This window comes from Falsiruegeria sp. JB4-1, assembly GCF_055693495.1.
In genome coordinates this window covers 2716216-2733318 of record NZ_JBVFTZ010000001.1, presented here as the reverse complement: position 1 = coordinate 2733318, position 17103 = coordinate 2716216, and the positions used below count along the sequence as shown (strand labels likewise).

16 protein-coding genes are annotated in these 17103 nt (G+C 56.5%); 7 read left to right on the top strand and 9 right to left on the bottom strand.

Annotated elements, in window-relative coordinates:
• Positions 1–31: 31 nt before the first annotated feature.
• Positions 32–1432: a hypothetical protein gene (locus tag ACZ1HE_RS13915; RefSeq protein WP_472621685.1), complete on the bottom strand. Its 1401-nt coding sequence runs from the start codon at positions 1430–1432 to the stop codon at positions 32–34.
• A gap of 1126 nt (positions 1433–2558) precedes the next feature.
• Between ACZ1HE_RS13915 and ACZ1HE_RS13910 the strand changes: the two genes are divergently transcribed.
• Positions 2559–3266, top strand: coding sequence for an SIMPL domain-containing protein (locus ACZ1HE_RS13910; RefSeq protein ID WP_472621683.1), 708 nt, complete (start codon positions 2559–2561; stop codon positions 3264–3266).
• A gap of 127 nt (positions 3267–3393) precedes the next feature.
• Here the strand turns inward: ACZ1HE_RS13910 and ACZ1HE_RS13905 are convergent, their stop codons facing one another.
• The 3 genes from ACZ1HE_RS13905 to ACZ1HE_RS13895 all read right to left on the bottom strand — a co-directional run bounded on the left by ACZ1HE_RS13905 (position 3394) and on the right by ACZ1HE_RS13895 (position 6667).
• On the bottom strand, positions 3394–4686 hold the full coding sequence (locus tag ACZ1HE_RS13905; RefSeq protein ID WP_472621681.1) for an O-acetylhomoserine aminocarboxypropyltransferase/cysteine synthase family protein: 1293 nt from the start codon (positions 4684–4686) through the stop codon (positions 3394–3396).
• Positions 4687–4754: 68 nt separating this feature from the next.
• Positions 4755–5606 carry an ABC transporter six-transmembrane domain-containing protein gene (locus ACZ1HE_RS13900; RefSeq protein WP_472621679.1) on the bottom strand — a complete coding sequence of 284 codons (852 nt, stop codon included), beginning with the start codon at positions 5604–5606 and terminating at the stop codon, positions 4755–4757.
• 56 nt (positions 5607–5662) lie between these two features.
• Positions 5663–6667 (bottom strand): hypothetical protein, encoded by a 1005-nt coding sequence (locus ACZ1HE_RS13895; protein WP_472621677.1) that lies wholly within the window; start codon positions 6665–6667, stop codon positions 5663–5665.
• A gap of 134 nt (positions 6668–6801) precedes the next feature.
• On the opposite strand from ACZ1HE_RS13895, the gene ACZ1HE_RS13890 reads away from it, so the two are divergent.
• Both ACZ1HE_RS13890 and ACZ1HE_RS13885 read left to right on the top strand, forming a co-directional pair.
• The gene (locus tag ACZ1HE_RS13890; RefSeq protein WP_472621675.1) at positions 6802–7353 is read left to right on the top strand and encodes a hypothetical protein; all 552 of its coding nucleotides are present in this window, start codon (positions 6802–6804) and stop codon (positions 7351–7353) included.
• A 76-nt stretch (positions 7354–7429) separates the two neighbouring features.
• Entirely contained in the window at positions 7430–8212 is a 783-nt protein-coding gene (locus ACZ1HE_RS13885) for a hypothetical protein (RefSeq protein ID WP_472621673.1), read from the top strand.
• A gap of 9 nt (positions 8213–8221) precedes the next feature.
• Here ACZ1HE_RS13885 and ACZ1HE_RS13880 read toward each other — a convergent pair whose 3' ends face one another.
• The 4 genes from ACZ1HE_RS13880 to ACZ1HE_RS13865 form a co-directional block, all read right to left on the bottom strand.
• Positions 8222–9481, bottom strand: coding sequence for a TRAP transporter large permease (locus tag ACZ1HE_RS13880; RefSeq protein ID WP_472621671.1), 1260 nt, complete (start codon positions 9479–9481; stop codon positions 8222–8224).
• Positions 9482–10021, bottom strand: coding sequence for a TRAP transporter small permease (locus tag ACZ1HE_RS13875; protein ID WP_472621669.1), 540 nt, complete (start codon positions 10019–10021; stop codon positions 9482–9484).
• Between the two features lie 67 nt (positions 10022–10088).
• Entirely contained in the window at positions 10089–11072 is a 984-nt protein-coding gene (locus ACZ1HE_RS13870) for a TRAP transporter substrate-binding protein (protein ID WP_209252819.1), read from the bottom strand.
• A gap of 51 nt (positions 11073–11123) precedes the next feature.
• Complete coding sequence (locus ACZ1HE_RS13865; RefSeq protein ID WP_472621667.1) at positions 11124–11666, bottom strand: 3-hydroxyanthranilate 3,4-dioxygenase; 543 nt, start codon at positions 11664–11666, stop codon at positions 11124–11126.
• Between the two features lie 441 nt (positions 11667–12107).
• Here ACZ1HE_RS13865 and ACZ1HE_RS13860 point away from each other — a divergent pair, with 441 nt between their 5' ends.
• The 4 genes from ACZ1HE_RS13860 to preA all read left to right on the top strand — a co-directional run bounded on the left by ACZ1HE_RS13860 (position 12108) and on the right by preA (position 16425).
• A complete protein-coding gene (locus ACZ1HE_RS13860) occupies positions 12108–12740 on the top strand; it encodes a cupin domain-containing protein (RefSeq protein ID WP_472621665.1) in 633 nt (210 codons plus the stop codon).
• A 158-nt stretch (positions 12741–12898) separates the two neighbouring features.
• Complete coding sequence (locus tag ACZ1HE_RS13855) at positions 12899–14233, top strand: NAD(P)-dependent oxidoreductase (RefSeq protein WP_472621663.1); 1335 nt, start codon at positions 12899–12901, stop codon at positions 14231–14233.
• Positions 14234–14266: 33 nt separating this feature from the next.
• Positions 14267–15103 (top strand): class I SAM-dependent methyltransferase, encoded by an 837-nt coding sequence (locus tag ACZ1HE_RS13850; RefSeq protein ID WP_472621661.1) that lies wholly within the window; start codon positions 14267–14269, stop codon positions 15101–15103.
• A gap of 17 nt (positions 15104–15120) precedes the next feature.
• Entirely contained in the window at positions 15121–16425 is a 1305-nt protein-coding gene (gene preA, locus ACZ1HE_RS13845; RefSeq protein WP_472621659.1) for an NAD-dependent dihydropyrimidine dehydrogenase subunit PreA, read from the top strand.
• A gap of 171 nt (positions 16426–16596) precedes the next feature.
• Here the strand turns inward: preA and ACZ1HE_RS13840 are convergent, their stop codons facing one another.
• Positions 16597–17082: a GNAT family N-acetyltransferase gene (locus ACZ1HE_RS13840; protein ID WP_472621657.1), complete on the bottom strand. Its 486-nt coding sequence runs from the start codon at positions 17080–17082 to the stop codon at positions 16597–16599.
• Between the last annotated feature and the right edge of the window lie 21 nt (positions 17083–17103).

Genomic DNA, 17103 nt, shown 5'->3' with positions numbered 1-17103 from the left:
GTGAGCAGTAAACGTTCGTTTGGATACGCCATCAACCGCTTGGGATCTTCAGCGTCATGTTACGACCGCCTTTTTGGTAGCGTAACTCGCTGTCACCAATCGCAACGACACGCCCGCCGTCCACTCTGTCACCGACTTTAACTTTTTTGTAACGCCCGCTGGGCAGGCGCACCAACGCGCGGCGATTGGAAGGGGTGCCATAGACGCCAATCAGATTCACCCTGCGAAGGTTTATGGCATTGTTCATTGTTGCTTGCCGCGCCACTGACGCTGGTGAAGGAGCCTTGGGCTTGACGGTGCGTGGGGCAATGCTTCCAACCTGTTCAGACCGCGAACCGTTTCGATCGATATTAGCAGCTGACCCAAGATTGGCCGTGCGGCGTGTTGCAGTGGCCGCGATATTTTGTGGCCGCAGTTTGGGCCGTTTCGTTTGAACAACGGCAAGCGCTGTTGGGGTTTGATCTTCTTCTGCTTCTTCTTTTTCTGTAAACGGTCGTAGTTTCGGTCTGACGCCAGCCAGTTCCTCGCGGCTGCGCCCGCCCAGTTGGCTGCGCTCTGCCTGTTCAACCAGGTTACCTGGTCGCAAACGTGGGCGTTTACTAGCCAGACGCTCTTGGGCCTCATCCGTTTCAGGGGCGGTTTCAAACCGGACAGGGACGGCTGGTGGAACACGGGCAGGGCGCCCGAGATAAACCACAACACCCCCTGGGTTTAGGGTGCCCTCGACGGTTGGCTCTACAAGGCCCCGCTCATTGAGGGCAAAGTTCGACCCGGGTGCGACGGGGGAACTGGTCAGCGAAACGCCCAGATCCGTATCGAACGAGATCGGCGACGGCAATGCGACCGCATCCTGAGACAAATCGGTGCGATCAATTGATGCTACGTAAAGGTCATCCAGATCAATGATCGAAGGCGTCGTTGGCTCTACCGGCGCGCTGTCCCAGATGCCGGTAACGGCATAACGGGTTTCAGGGCTGATCTGCGAAAGAGCGTCCGATGCGCCCGTTGATTCAGCAGGCTCTTCCGGGGTGATCGTTTCGACGGTTTCCGGGTCAACACGCAGTGCGTCCAAAATTGCGCTGTCCGTACCGGTTAGTCCGGTGTCGGAAACACCGGGTGGCAGGTTCGCCAGTTGCTCTTCAGTGTTTGTATTGTCTTGGACCGTTCCCGGTGATTGCGGAGCATTTTCTGCCGGAACTGCCTGTGGCTCATCATCTGGAGCCAAAGGCTGCACCGGATCCAATGGAACCTGTGGTGGAGACGAAGTGGAAGGTGCATTGTCTGTTTCAGGGTCAAACAATCCAAAACCAGAAGTCCAACTGGCCCAAGTTGCGACGGCGGCCAAAACCAGAACTAGTGCTACAGTCAGCAGCAGACCAAGAAAACGCGGTTTGCCGCCGATTGCGGCATCGCGCGCCCCAAATATCGTCATCCGTTGTTTTTCGGATCTCGCTGTCTTGTCCAGGAAGGCGCGGGGCAGTAAACGCCGCTACTGGCTCTGTCTCAGCAATCGCAACGGCGGGTGGTTCGGCTGTGGTCGGCTCTGCCGCTTTGGGGGCAGGTGGAATCCGTGCCTGTGTTTTGGAAGGCGCCAAGGGTACAACGCGCGACGTGCTGAATGCCGGGCTCTCATGTGTTGAAGATTCAACGAGCTCTGCCGCGTGCACTTGGGTGGTCGATTGGTCTGTCGCGGGTGTTTTGTTGGCGCGTCGGCTGGCAAAACCGACGGTCGGGGCCGAATCCGTCTCCGCGGCGCCCTTGCCTGTCGATGGTGACCCATCGGGCGCGGTCGACGCTTCAGCTTCGGGGTCATCAGGAACGGGTTCGGAAACATCTTCGACTTCGGGGAATTCTGCCGGGCCGATAATAACCACTGCAATTCCGTCCGGTTCGACGGCGTCTGCTCCGGTTGATCCGCTGTAAGCCCGTGTAGATCCGAAAAACGGTTCACCCAAAAAGTCGTTTTCGCCGGGAATTGCCACGAAGCTAACCGGGTCGAAGCCGTTTCCAGCGGCAAACTCTTCAGCTTCGGACAAAGTCTCACGAGCAACGACCGCGATATGCGTTAGATGACTTTCTGGAGAGGTATCAAATGCCAGATCAGCAAGCTGGTAAGGGGTCGCTTCAGCCACCGCGCTTTGAATGATGCCGTCGCGTGTTTCACCCTCGAACGAGCCCGTGTTAACGGTCAGGTATCGTATCTGGTCGTTAGGCAGAATGAGCTTGCAGCTGACCCCTTCGGGAGACAGCAAGAGGGCTTTGTCTCGTAACTTTGACAGATCCTGAAGAAAATCGGCTTTGTTGATATCAACATCACCAACCAGCCGCCATCCACCGGCGGCGCGGTGCAGCAGAGAAATCCCCTCGAACGACAAAGAAAGCGCAAATGCGGGTTTCATGTTGCGGTCGTACCATCCCAAGCAATCTGCAGGTGTATGAACACCCGCGCGACGACCTTAAAGCAGACATTCGCCGAGGGAAAGAAAAAGACAGATATTCCCCCTTGTTGGGCGAAGGAACGCATACGATCTGATACATGAACCAACAGGAGAAGTTCTTTGAAGACACTTGTTTTTCTTGTAGCCGCGCTGATGGCCGCCGCAGCAAGCCTTGCGCAAGCCGAAGAGCAGCGCCGCACGATTTCCGTCACTGGGCAAGCACAGGTCGAAGCGGTACCGGATCAGGCGATGATTAGCCTGGGCGTCACTCATGAAGCCGAAACCGCTAACGAGGCTATGGCCATGACGTCACAGGCGCTGTCAGATGTAATCGCGCGTTTGAAGGCACAAGGCGTGGAAGATCGTGATATTCAAACGCAACAACTGTCGCTCAACCCTGTGTGGACGCAGAAGGTCGACAAGGCCACAGGTCATGCAATGAATGAAATCACCGGCTTTTCCGCGACAAATGTTCTGGCTGTGCGGATCAAAGATATGGCCAAGATCGGAGATATCCTGGGCGAAGTTGTCGCCGATGGGGCAAATGAGTTTCAGGGCTTGAACTTCTCGGTGCAAAATCCCGAGCCTTTGATCGAAAAGGCACGCGCAGATGCAGTTAAGGATGCCATGGACAAGGCGTCGCAACTTGCAATGGCAGCGGGTATTGAACTCGGTGAGGTGCAGAGCATGTCCGAAAACAGCGGGCGCCCACATGCACGCAGTGCAACGGCGAAATTTGCGGCCATGGACGCCGAAAGCGTGCCGATCGCTGCGGGCGAAGTCAGCTATCAATCAACGGTTTCGATGGTTTTCGCGATCAAGGACTGAGGTCCGAGCAAGACGCGATGTGTTTGGTTTCGGCTACCGGATCGCCAAGGTACACAATTGCTGTAAGAAAAACGCCCCATCAATCGCTTGATGGGGCGTTTTTTTTGATGTCATCAGGACACTGTTGTCAGCTGCAGGCCGCAGACAATGCTTTGTCCAGATCAGCAATCAGATCATCTGCGTCCTCAATGCCGATGGACACGCGAACGACACCGGGGCCGGCACCTGCGGCTTCTTGTTGTTCTGGGGTCAACTGCCGGTGCGTGGTGGATGCCGAGTGGATGATGAGCGAACGTGCGTCGCCGAGGTTTGCCACGTGGCTGAAAATTTCCAGAGTGTTGACCAGCTTGACGCAGGCGTCGTAGCCACCCTTGACCGCAAAAGTGAACAGACCACCGGCGCCGCGCGGATAATGCTGCTGCGCGCGGTCATGATAGGGCGAGGATGGCAGACCCGCATACGTCACGTAATCAACGCGGTCGTCCGCCTCGAGCCAGCCCGCAACTTTCTCGGCGTTTTCCACATGGCGCTGCATACGAAGCGACAGGGTCTCGATGCCCATCAGCGTGTAATGCGCGGCCTGTGGGTTCATGGTCATACCCAGATCGCGCAGGCCGATTGCAATACCATGGAAAGTATAGGCCAAGCCGCCAAACGTCTCGTGAAAACGCAAACCGTGATAAGCCGGTTCTGGTTCACTGAGCGAGGGGAACTTGTCGCTGGCCGACCAATCGAATGTGCCGCTGTCTACAACGCAGCCACCTGTGACGGTGCCATTGCCAGTGAGGTATTTGGTCGTCGAATGGACCACCAGGGTCGCGCCCTGGTCAATCGGGCGGCACAGGTACGGAGTGGCCGATGTGTTGTCGATGATCAACGGAATGCCCGCAGCATCTGCTACATCTGCAATTGAACGAATGTCGGTCACATAGCCACCCGGGTTGGCGATGGATTCACCAAAGACCGCACGTGTGTCTTCGTCGATGGCATCGGCCACCGCCTTGGGGTCGTCGAAATCGACGAACTTGGCGGACCAGCCAAAGCGTTTGATGGTCTGACTGAACTGGGTGACAGTGCCTCCATACAGGCGGGTCGATGCCACGACATTTCGCCCCGGGCCCATCAGCGGGAAGAGTGCCATGATCTGAGCTGCATGCCCCGACGAACAGCAAACCGCACCAACACCACCTTCCAGAGTTGCAACTCGCTCCTGCAAAACGGCCACTGTCGGGTTTGTCAGGCGCGAATAGATGTAGCCAACTTCTTGCAGGTTAAAGAGCGCTGCAGCATGGTCAGCATCGCGGAACACATATGCGGTGGTTTGGTAGATTGGCGTTTGGCGGGCGCCAGTTGCCGGATCGGGGCGGGCGCCAGCGTGAATCTGCAGCGTATCAAAGCCGTAGGTCGGGCCGTCGGTCATGGTCAAAGTCTCCCTGGATCAAATTCTTGGCAACAGAGTTAGAGGACCGTTGATCATTTAACAACCGTTCACGCAGCCCGGTTTATGCGCGCGATGATCTCACTCAGACGGGACCAACTTTGCAGGGCCATCGGTACGCTGACGGCACCGTTAACAAAATCCCAGCTGTAGGTAACAATCGAGAACATTGTTCCAGCCGAGGCCGCCAAAACAAGAGCGGCGTAGCCAAGATTGAAGACGATGACTGCCAAAAGAACAAAAAAGATCACGCCATAAACCAAAGCTTCGGTATCCGAGACGTTAACTGTGAACTTTCTCAGGGCTTGTAGATGACTGCGAAAAGTCATTGGATTTCTGCGTTCCAGCAAGCGCACTTCTTTTTCTGCCTGGGTGTTCAAGGCGCGATTCAAGCGAAAAAAACGGCGGTGGGACAGGCCATAAATCGCAAGCATTACGATTGCTGCCCCGACAGCCGTCGCGGCCAACACCCAATGAAACACCCCAAGTACAATCACGGCGATAATGAGTTGCAGCAGGGCTGTCATAATGTCCGGTAGTTCCGTCTCCAGGAAATCAACCAGCTCTCGCGCCATGTGCACCCGCGCGCTCAGCGATGAAATCGGAAGGCTCGCGTTGCGATCAGCGAGTTCCGCGCCAAGCTGTACGCGGATCGTACCGTAGGCGCGTGTGTCGTACACACGGCGGCCTGTGGCAACAATCAGCAGCAAAACCAATATCGCACAGAGAAGGTAGAGCGAACCGAACTCGCGCGCCATCAGGCCATCGATAGCAAATCCGATGAAAAGTGGAATCAGTGTGAGCAAACCAGTTTCCAGGATCGTCAGCGCCCAAGTTAAGCCGATCTTCCAACGAAAAACGCGCAGTAGTGTAACGAGGGAAAGCTCTTGGCCATCAAGCATGACAATTTACCTTTGGGATGCTTGCCACTTAAGCCGCATCCTGCGTCAGTGCAAGTTTAGCGCATCCACCAGCCATTGGACTTGATCCGGTTGCGAATAGCCTGCTCTTTTCGCGGCAGGTCGTTTTGGTCAAACAGCGCACGCACCTTGTGACCTTTGCCCTGATAGATCATTTTCTTCATCGGTTCGTATTCTTTGAGCAATTTCTTGATCTTGTTTGGGGCGGCCACGGTTTCCAGCACATCGATCACAAAGTCGCTTTCACGGGCGTATAGCAATGGAAAATTTCGATAGTGGCAACTGACGGTGCCGTCCAACAACCCAGGTGCTAGTGCGCTTCGACCCCCTTTGAAAGAATGAATGACCAATGGCAAAGCAACTTGATCCAGCCACGGATCCAGAGATTGGCAGACCAACTCGCGCGGTGGATTGCGATAGATGCTGGTGGCGTATTCCAGAAACCGTGATCCAAATTTGTGTGGGCAAGAGTAGTAGAAATAGCCCGCGTTGAAATAAAGGTATCTTTCCCAGTATTCGTCAGGCTGGGTTTTATCCAACGAGCTTTCGAAATTCAGTCCGAACCGGTCGTACAATGACTGCCAGATACCAGAATAACCTGGGCCGTACAGAGTTGGCTCGGGCCAGGTACCTTCGCGACGTAAGGACGCTGAAGGGCGGTCGAAATTGAAAGGGACGCCAGAAACATCACCGGTGATCAGTGTGTCGGTATCGAAAAACACAAATGGCTCTCCCTTGGGGAGCGCGCTCAAAGCTTCGATCTTGTTGCCATGCGGGTAACGCTCACCGAAGATCCGATTTGTAAAGGGAATGCACTCTGCTCCCAGCTCTTTCAGCACCCGCAAGATATCGGGATTTCGAATGCTGGGATCCCCGGACCACCTGTTGCCGGGTTGAGGCACTGCAACAAAAAGCCGCCCCGAAAATTCAGGGGACGAATAACGCAACGAGGCTGCAAACAGCAGGGCTTCGTATTGAAGTCTGTTGTTCTGGCCAACGATTACAATGTTAAACGATTGGCGTAACGCCGGTTTTTTTGCCATACTGAATTCCAGCCGCGACTGAATTGCGAATGCGGCCTCTGCCCTGATGGGCACTATAGGGCGCGTTGGGCGATCTCAAAAGCCGTAATCGGCGTCTTTGTTCGGATGATTTGGATTAGGGTCAGGAACCTTAAATGATTGATGTATTTTTGTTCCTTGCTGCCATAGCAGCCCAGTCTGACAGCAGGTCGGAAACTGGCGCTGCTGGGGAGGTGTCCAGCGCCAGTACCGGTGAAGCGGTAGACAGCTCTGCCGTTGAACAAACAACGGATGCGCCCCCCGCGTTTCTAAGTCCGACACCCCAATTGACAGCCGAGCCACAGGTTCCGACAGGCAAGTTCACCACTGCTGTCGAGGTGAAACCAATACTTGGCGCCACCCGAGGAAACTGGGTGGCCGTGCGAGAATTCGATGGTCAAGACTTGCTGTACGTCACGCATCTCTGGTCGTGGCGGTGTGGTTTGGCTCAAGTGCGCCTGGGTATCAACGGAGCTGCCCCCGAAGTCTGGCCTTTACCCTCTTGTCATGCGGACCAGCCCTCTCCCAACATGATACTCGAGCAGGACGGTTTGCCCTACCGGAGTTTTGGCCTGGGATCTGTGAACGTTATCGATGTTGAACTGACCTATGACGATCTAACTACGGAAACTGCCCAATTCGAGCGCAGTGCTGTTAAGCTACCGTAAACCTGAAGCCTGAAAGACTGAAGTGAACTAACAAGGAATACTGCCTAAGCCGCCCCAACCTCGAAGAGGACAGAATATGTTAAATCAGCTGAATGCCGACGAAAATTACGTTGGAGCAGTAACTGTACGAAGGCTGGCGGCCTTGGCCTTATGTTGTTTTCCGATTGTTGGGCAAGCTCAAGAGGGATGGGAATGGCGCATTGCTCCTTACCTGTGGGGCACCACGCTGTCGGGCACCGCAGCAACCGTGCCGGGCCTGCCGCCGGTCGAAGTTGATGCGAGTTTTAGCGACATCCTGGATAATCTTGATTTTGCCGGCATGGTTGCCTTGCAGGCGCGCAACGGGCGCTGGGGTTTTTCGGGCGATGTCCAATACGTCAAGCTGAATGCTGCGAGCGGGCCAATCGGGCCGAATTATGGGCAGGCCCAGGCCAAGATAAAAAACACGATTGTATCGCTCTATGCCGACTACCAGGTCAGCCAGAGTTTGGATCATGAACTTTGGGTGTCCGGGGGGATACGTCATTGGTCGGTGAGTACGGACCTGACATTCACACCGGGCGCTTTGCCGGGGCGAACCGCCAACGGCTCGGACGATTGGGTGGACCCGGTGATCGGTATGTACGGACGTCGCGCCATTTCAGACAGAGCCTATGTCTCGGGATGGGCCTACGTGGGTGGGTTTGGTGCCGGATCAGAGAGCATGGTCGATCTGTTTGGGGGGGTCGGCTATCAATTCACTCAGACGACGTCTGGGGTGCTCGGTTACCGATACATGTCAGTTGACCGACGAAGCGGCAGTTTCATTTACGATGTTGAACAGGACGGGCCGCTGCTGGGTGTCGTGTTCAACTTCTGACATTGCGATTTAGATCAGCGCTGTGCTTAAGATCGGGAAATAGCTCAGCAGAATGAGCACCACCGTGACCGCAAGCAAGAAAGGCCAAAGCGCGGCAAAGATCGTGAACGGGCGGACGCCGGACATGGCCGACGCGATGTATAGGCCCACACCCACGGGCGGCGTCAACAGTCCCAGCACCAGATTCAGGCTGATGACCACGCCGAATTGGAAGGGGTCGATGTTGTAAGTGTTCATCGCAATCGGCAACAGGATCGGCGTGATCAGGATCAACGCCGCGATGCCGTCGATCAGCATACCCACAAACAGCAGGCAAAGGTTCACGATCAGCAAGAACGTGAACGGGTCCGAAGTCACGGTTGAGATAAAGGCCGCGAGTTTCTGCGGCAGTTCTTCATAGACCACGACCCAACCGAATACGTTCGCAGCAGCAATCATGAAGATCACCAGAGAAGAGTTTGTGGCGGTGCGCACAAACAACTGTCCCAGATCACGCGGTGTGATCTCGCGATAGAACAGCCACCCCACGGCAAAAGCGATCAGCGAGGCAACAGCCGCGGATTCGGTTGGCGTGGCGATTCCGAAAAGGATGCCGCCCACGATGGCGATGGGGATCAAAAAGGCGGGCAGGGCATTGCGCAAAGCAATGGTGGCTTCACGCAGCGACATCCATTCGCCTTTGGGGAAGTCCTTGGCCAGCCCGATCAGGGCAACCACGACAAAGAATGTACCCGCCAGAATGAAGCCCGGAATGATGCCCGCAATGAACAAATCCCCGATGGGAAGCTGTGCCAGAACGCCATAGATCACAAACAGCATCGACGGCGGTATCACGGGGGCAAGCAGGCCTCCGGCGGCGGTGGTTGCGGCCGAAAAGCCGGGGTCATAACCTTCTTTCGTCATGGCTGGCACCATGGCGCGGCTCATCACCGCGATCTGACTGGCGGCTGACCCGATGATGGCGGCCATGAACATGTTGGCCAGCAAGTTGATATAGGCCAATCCTCCCCGGAACCCGCCCACAAAGACGCGCGCAGCGTGGACCAGGCGTTGGGTCATGCCGCCCTCATTCATCAACTCGCCCGTCAGGATGAAAAGCGGAATGGCGAGAAGGCCGTAGTTTTCGACGCCAGAGAAAATCTGCTGTGCGTAGCTGTCATAAAGCACCAGATTGCCGCTGTCATAGATGTACCAAAGTGCAGTCAGCGCCAGCACCAGTGCGATGGGGACAGAGCCAAATAGCAGGACAAGGAAGAGGAGAGGGGTCATTTACACGGCCTCCACTTGCGATGTCTTGCCGGGGTGCAGCAGGTTGGCGCCCGAATGCAGCAGCGCGCCAAGGGTAAAGAGCGGCATCACCAACCAGATCCAAACCTTCTTGAGCCCGATGGTGTTGGTGGGTTCGGCATAGATGAAATTGAACGTCTGGCCCTGGAACGCTTTTATGTCCCATCCGGCCTCCATCAGTTGTAGCGGCATGAACCAGCGCAGGCAGATCCAGACCATCAGGCAGGCAAAGACAAAGATGGTCAGATCGACAAAGCGGTTGATCCAATGACGACCCGAGGTAGGCAGCATTTCGTTCAGGATTGTCACCGAGATGGCCGAGCGGAAATGGATCGCGGCGGACGCCGCCAGAAACGTCATCCAGACCATGGCGTAAATCGCCGCCTCATCGACCCAGTAGATCGCATTGCCTGAGGCGCGGGTGATGACGTTGAGAAGGATGAGCCCGGTGACGGATGCGGCCAGAGCTGCCGCAAAGAATATCTCGACCCGTGCCCAGAAGTGGGAAGCCCGATAGAGCATGTGCCTGCCTTTGGTATTGATTGCGAACGGGCCGGTGCATGACCGGCCCGCGCGTGTTTGTCAGAGCTTACTTGGTCGCGTCTGCGGTCTTGCGCAGATCGGGCAGGGACGGTGCCTTGGCGGCCCAGATCTCTTCCCATTTGCCCATGACGTCACCAAAGTATTCCGCATCCACGGTATGTACGGTGATGCCGACGGTGTTCAGTTTCTCGGTCCAGGCGGGCGACTTTTCGATGTAGGCGTCCAGAGTGGTGTCCACGTGCTTGGCCATCAGTTCAGACACCATCGCCTTGTCTTCGTCGCTCATGCCAGCGTAGACGCGCGCCGAGATCAGACCGACCATCGGGAACATCATGTGGTTCGAGATCAGCAGCGTGTCGGCGTGCTCATAATACTTCAGCACGTTGATCAGCTCGACGTCCATGTCGATGGCGTCCACCTGACCGTTGGCCAACGCGTCATAAACCGCAGGCAGCGGCATCGGCGTGGGGGCCGAGCCCAGCAGGTTGTAGAAATCCAGGATCGGGTCGAACGGCGTGATCCGCAGTTTGACACCAGAAAGATCAGCGGCCGAATTCACTTCGCCCCGGCTCAGGATCTGGCGCATGCCGGCACTGCCATAGCCCACGCCCACAACGCCTGCCTCTTGTGGCAGCACCTCGAGCATGCCCTTGGCGGTGTCCGAGCGCAGAATTGCAGCGGCGTGGGTCATGTCATTGGCCAGATAGGGGGCATAAAACGCGCCCATGTTCGGCACCCGGTTCGACACTTCAGCCACGGTCATGAACGCCATGTCCAGCGCGCCGGTCTGCAGCTGCTGGAGCATCTGCGCCTCGTTACCCAGCTGACGGGCAGGGAAGACAGTGACGCTGTGCTCACCGCCTGACTTTTCGGCCAGTTCCGCGCCAAAGGCCTCGGCGGCTTTGGTCCAGACGTGCGGCGGGGGCGTGATCAGGCCCAGCTTGAATTCCTTGGCGGTGGCGGGCAGCGCGGCCAGTACGAGGGCTGCGGCTGCGACGCCCTTTGTCAGGCCCTTTAGGCTGATGGTCATGTTCTCTCTCTCCCTGATAGAATCATTATTTTTTGCGAGTTTAAGCGCGGATCAGAGTTTCACCCAACCCTCTGGGGGTTCCTTGCCCGGATGGACCTCACCGCAGCTTTTGCACGTGCGCGCTTTTTCATCGGCATAGAACGCCTGATAAACGGGCGGCAGATCGCGGACGATGCTTTCCAGGATCAACTCAGACCGATGCACCAGATCACCACAGTTGAAACAGTACCACTCGATGGCGTCATGTTCTCCCTCGGGGCGTTTGGGCTCGATCACCAAACCGATCGAGCCCTCTTGCGGCCGCTGAGGTGAGTGGCGGACATGTGCAGGCAACAGGAAAATTTCGCCTTCGCGGATCGGGACATCATAGAACTCGCCGCCCTCATAGAGCTTGAGAACCATGTCCCCCTTGAGCTGATAAAAGAACTCCTCGACCGGGTCGTCGTGATAATCGGTGCGCTTGTTTGGCCCGCCCACGACGGTCACCATCAGGTCCGCGTCCTCCCAGACCTGTTGATTGCCCACGGGCGGTTTCAGAAGATGTTTGTGCTCGTCGATCCATTTCTGGAAATTGAAGGCGCTCAGGCGTGCCATGGTTCAGTATCCTCCCAAGTGGGCTTAGCCAAATGTGCCGGGTTGCCCATGTGCCAAAGGTCGGGCAACCAGGGGCATTGGAACAAGAGAATTGTCCGAATGTTGATATCAAAAACATGGATACCTGTTTCTCTTGGCATAACTCAGCCGGATAGGCGACGAGGGGGGCGTGATTGCCGCTTAAGTTACTTCATGCTTGAAAGTTTAGGTTTAAAGTATGTGTATGAGTCAAGAATTTTTCTGAGGCAACCAAAGTTTGCCAATTGGTCAGGTTTTTGTTGAGGTGGGTAAGGTATTGTAATCGTTTGTGTTCGTGTTGATCGGGCGATCTATATTGCACCAATCAATTTCAACCGTCATCTTCACGTCACGGTGAGGGGTGTTTGTTTGGACTACCAAAAGACCCACATCCCAGACCGGATATCGCCTTAGGAGAGCCACATGCGGATCAATGCCGATTTCACCAAACGCGTCGCTGTTCACTTTGATGAAACCGAGTGGGTGCCATCCCCCGCAGCTGGCGTAGAGCGCAAGATGTTGGACCGGATTGGCGAAGAGGTTGCGCGCGCCACCAGCATCGTACGCTTCGCGCCGGGCAGCGCTTTTTCTGCGCACACCCACGATGGGGGCGAAGAATATCTGGTCCTTGATGGCGTGTTCCAGGACGAGTTGGGCGACTTTCCGATCGGCACCTATGTGCGCAACCCACCGACCTCGTCCCATACGCCCGCGACCGAGCCGGGGGCGACCATTCTGGTGAAGCTGCACCAGTTCGATCCCGCAGACCGCACCGAAGTGCGTCACCCCATCGCCGGGGCGGGGCGGGTCGATCTCCATCGTGATGCAGTCGAAGATGTGCGCGTGGAAAGATGGGGGGCAGGCGAAGCGGTCGAACTGGATGCTGACGGCGGGTTAGAGGTCTTTGTGCTGTCTGGCAGCTACGCAGAAAGTGGTGAAACCTTTGCGAAATGGGATTGGCTGCGGGTGCCTCCAAACGGGACGTTTCAGGCGGTCACAGGAGCTGATGGGGCAGAGATTTGGGTGAAATCAGGTCATCTAAGCCAAATGGTCTGACCCTAGATCCATCCAAAACCTGATGAATTTTGTAGCAAAACCGGGCCATTGGTCCGGTTTTTTCAATTTTTTGACCCTTTGATAAATTTTACCAATTGATAAAAAAATCAAATGTGGCAGTCTGGAGGGCAAGAACAACATATCTCAGGGAGAGAGTGATGGCACAGGGCCAGACAGCACCCGGCATCGTCGCCGGGCGGCTATCCAGCGAAGACATTGCCGCCAACTTTGACGACCTCCATCCGGCCTATGCGCCGCACGAGGCCGCCGTGGCCGCAGATCGTTGCTATTTCTGTTATGACGCGCCGTGCGTGACGGCCTGTCCCACGGACATCGACATTCCGCTGTTCATCCGTCAAATCCAAGTCGGACATCCAGAAGCTGCGGCGCAGACCATTCTGGATCAGAACATTCTGGGCGGCATGTGCGCCCGGGTCTGTCCGACCGAAACGCTGTGCGAAGAGGTCTGCGTGCGCGAGGTGGCCGAGGGCAAGCCGGTAGAAATCGGCCGCCTGCAGCGCTACGCCACCGACACCGTAATGGCGGCAGGCGTGCATCCGTTTGAACGCGCCGCATCCACCGGAAAGACCGTGGCAGTCGTCGGGGCAGGGCCTGCGGGTCTGTCCTGCGCCCATCGTCTTGCGATGTTGGGGCATGACGTGGTGATCCACGAGGCGCGCCCAAAGGCCGGTGGCCTGAATGAATTTGGCATCGCCGCCTACAAAAGCACCGAAAACTACGCCGAGGCCGAGGTCGACTGGCTGCTGAAAATCGGCGGTATCACCATCGAAAACGGCTCGGCTCTGGGTCAGGGCGTGACGCTGGCCGGTCTGCAAGAGGCGTATGACGCCGTGTTCCTGTCCATCGGTCTGGGCGGCGTGAACGCGCTGCGGGCTGAGGGTGAGGACAAGGACGGCGTGCGCGACGCGGTGGATTTCATTGCCGATCTGCGTCAGGCCGACGATTTGTCCGCCCTGCCAGTGGGCCGCAATGTGGTTGTGATCGGCGGCGGCATGACAGCCGTGGACGCGGCTGTGCAATCGAAGCTTCTCGGCGCGGAAAATGTCACAATCGCCTATCGCCGGGGCCGCGAGGCCATGGGTGCCAGCCGGTTCGAACAGGATCTGGCGGCCTCCAAGGGGGTGAAACTTATGTTCAACGTTCAGCCGGTCGCTGTGCACGGCAACGGGGCTGCGACAGAGATCGAGCTGGAGTATACTTCGTCCACCGGTGGTGAATTGACCGGCACTGGAGAAACCACTCGTTTAGCCGCTGACCAGGTGTTCAAGGCCATTGGTCAGACGCTTGAAGGTGCGCCGAGCGAGTTGGCCTTGGACGGTCGCAAAATCGCCGTGACGGGTGCAGGCCGCACTTCGGTCGAAGGTGTCTGGGCTGGGGGCGATTGTGCCGCTGGTGGTGACGACTTGACCGTGACCGCGGTGGCGGAAGGTCGCGACGCGGCGATGGACATTCACGAAATGCTAAAGGGGTAGGATATTCGGGCACACAATTGGAGGAGACACCCGATGACTGATCGAACCAAAAAGCCAGACGCAAAAATCGTATCGCACTATGGTGGCGCAGAGCTGTTCCAAAAGATCATGGAGACGCTAGAGACCCATGGTGTTAAGGCGGCCGACATTTCAGAACAGCACCTGAAGTCTATTGATGAGTTCCATATCGGCGGGGAAGAGGCCACAATTGCGCTTCTTGACCAGTTGGGGTTGGAAAACGGCGTCAAGGTTTTGGATGTCGGATCTGGGATCGGTGGGCCTGCTCGCCTGATGACGGCCCGATATGGTGCAGACGTGACCGGGTTGGATCTTACTCCTGATTTCGTCGAGACGGCAAAGCAACTGACCGGACTACTCAGCCTGCCTACCCGATTCAAGGTTGGCAGCGCTTTGGATATCCCGTTCGAGGACGGAGAATTCGATGTGGCAACTCTGCTGCATGTGGGCATGAACTTGCCCGACAAGGACCGGCTTTTTGCCGAAGTGGCACGCGTGTTGAAACCGGAAGGTCGGTTTGCTGTCTACGATGTGATGCGCTTTGGATCTGCTCCTGCCTTTCCGGTGCCGTGGGCCAGCGAACCAATGACGTCGTTTCTTGAGACACCTGATGTCTATCTTGAAGCCGCTGACAAGGCTGGTTTTGAACTGGAAACACGGCGGGACAGGGGCGAAGTGGCCAAAGAGTTTTTTGCGGCCCTTCGCGAAAAGGTTGCCGCCTCCGGCCCACCGGTACTGGGATTGCCTATGCTCATGGGAATCAATGCCGGGGAAAAGGTGGCCAACATGACAAATGCAGTCGGCGCGGGCGACATTGCCCCCGTCGAAATGATGTTCAAAAAGCGCGACTAGCGTGCAGGGAGACGCAAATGGCTGATCTGAAAACAAATTTCCTGGGTATCGAAAGCCCCAACCCGTTCTGGCTGGCATCCGCACCACCCACGGACAAGGAATATAACGTCCGCCGCGCGTTCGAGGCCGGTTGGGGCGGCGTGGTTTGGAAAACACTGGGGGCCGAAGGGCCGCCGGTGGTGAATGTGAACGGCCCGCGCTACGGCGCGATCTATGGCGCCGACCGGCGTCTGTTGGGGCTTAACAACATCGAGTTGATCACCGATCGTCCGCTGGAAACCAACCTTGAAGAGATCGCGCGTGTCAAAGCGGATTACCCGGATCGCGCGGTTATCGTCTCTCTCATGGTGCCTTGTGAAGAGGCCGAGTGGAAAGCGATCCTCCCGCGCGTGGCCGAAACCGGCGCGGATGGCATCGAGCTCAACTTCGGCTGCCCGCATGGGATGTCCGAGCGTGGCATGGGGGCCGCCGTCGGGCAGGTACCAGAGTACATTGAAATGGTGACCCGCTGGTGCAAGGAAAACTATGACAAGCCGGTGATCGTCAAGCTGACGCCCAACATCACCGACGTGCGCTATCCGGCGCGGGCGGCCAAGAACGGTGGCGCAGACGCGGTGAGCCTGATCAACACGATCAGTTCGATCACATCCGTGAACCTGGATGATTTCAGCCCTGAACCCTCGATTGATGGCAAGGGTAGCCACGGGGGCTATTGCGGCCCGGCGGTGAAACCCATTGCGATGAACATGGTGGCGGAAATTGCCCGTGACCCTGAAACGCATGGTTTGCCGATCAGCGGCATCGGCGGTGTGACCACATGGCGCGATGCAGCCGAATTCATGTCCCTGGGCTGCGGCACGGTGCAGGTCTGCACGGCGGCGATGACCTATGGCTTCCGCGTGGTGGAAGAGATGAAATCTGGCCTCAGCCAGTGGATGGACGAAAAGGGCTATACCTCGGTTGATCAGTTTGTCGGGCGCGCGGTACCAAATGTCACCGATTGGCAGTATCTGAACCTGAACTTTGTCGCCAAGGCCAAAATCGATCAGGATCAATGCATCAAATGTGGCCGTTGCTATGCGGCCTGCGAAGACACATCTCATCAGGCGATTTCTATGTCCGATGATCGCGTGTTCGAAGTGATCGACGATGAATGCGTGGCCTGCAACCTGTGCGTTGATGTCTGCCCAATTGATGGATGCATCTCGATGGAGCGGATGGCGCCCGGCACGGTCGATCCGCGTACCGGTAAAGTGGTGGAAGAGGAATACGCCAACTGGACGACGCATCCCAACAACCCGGCGGCACAAGCGGCGGAGTGAGGGACGCCTTCGGCGACCGTATTTGGAACAAGAAGAAGGGGCGGTGCGAAAGAGCACCGCCCTTTGCTTTAGGTGGTGCCCTCTAAGCGTATTGCTCTGCTAACTGGACGAAACTGCCCTTCGCTGCGGCTGCCGCAATGTCAGCTCACCATGGCTCAACCAACAATCGGTTCAAAGTTGCATGGACATTTCATGCCAAGTCATTCCTCCATGATCAGAGGTTGATGGATGAAGATAGTTGTAACCAAATCTCTGATAAAGTGGGACGTGATGCTCTTTGCACATAAGGTAGATCGCGGATTTGCCCATATTTCTCATGCGGGTAACGAATTCAGTCATCAATGCCCGCGATAGGCCTGTTCCCTGATGCGCTGGATCAACGACGACAGACATAATGACGACATATGGTGCGTCAGGGTCATGCCCCACAAGTTCCTTAAATTCCTCATCAGACATTTCGACTTCATGGGCACATCCGCAATTGATAAAGCCAACGATCTTGCCTAGCTCCTCAAGAATGAGAAAACCATCTGGATAGACCTCGATCCTGTTGGATATCTTTTTGAGGGTTGCTGCTTCATCGCCTTCATAGGCAGCAGTTTCGATCTCAAAGCATCGCAGTGCATCAGATCGTCGGGCATTTCGGAACTTGCTCATGCAAATGACACTAAACACGTT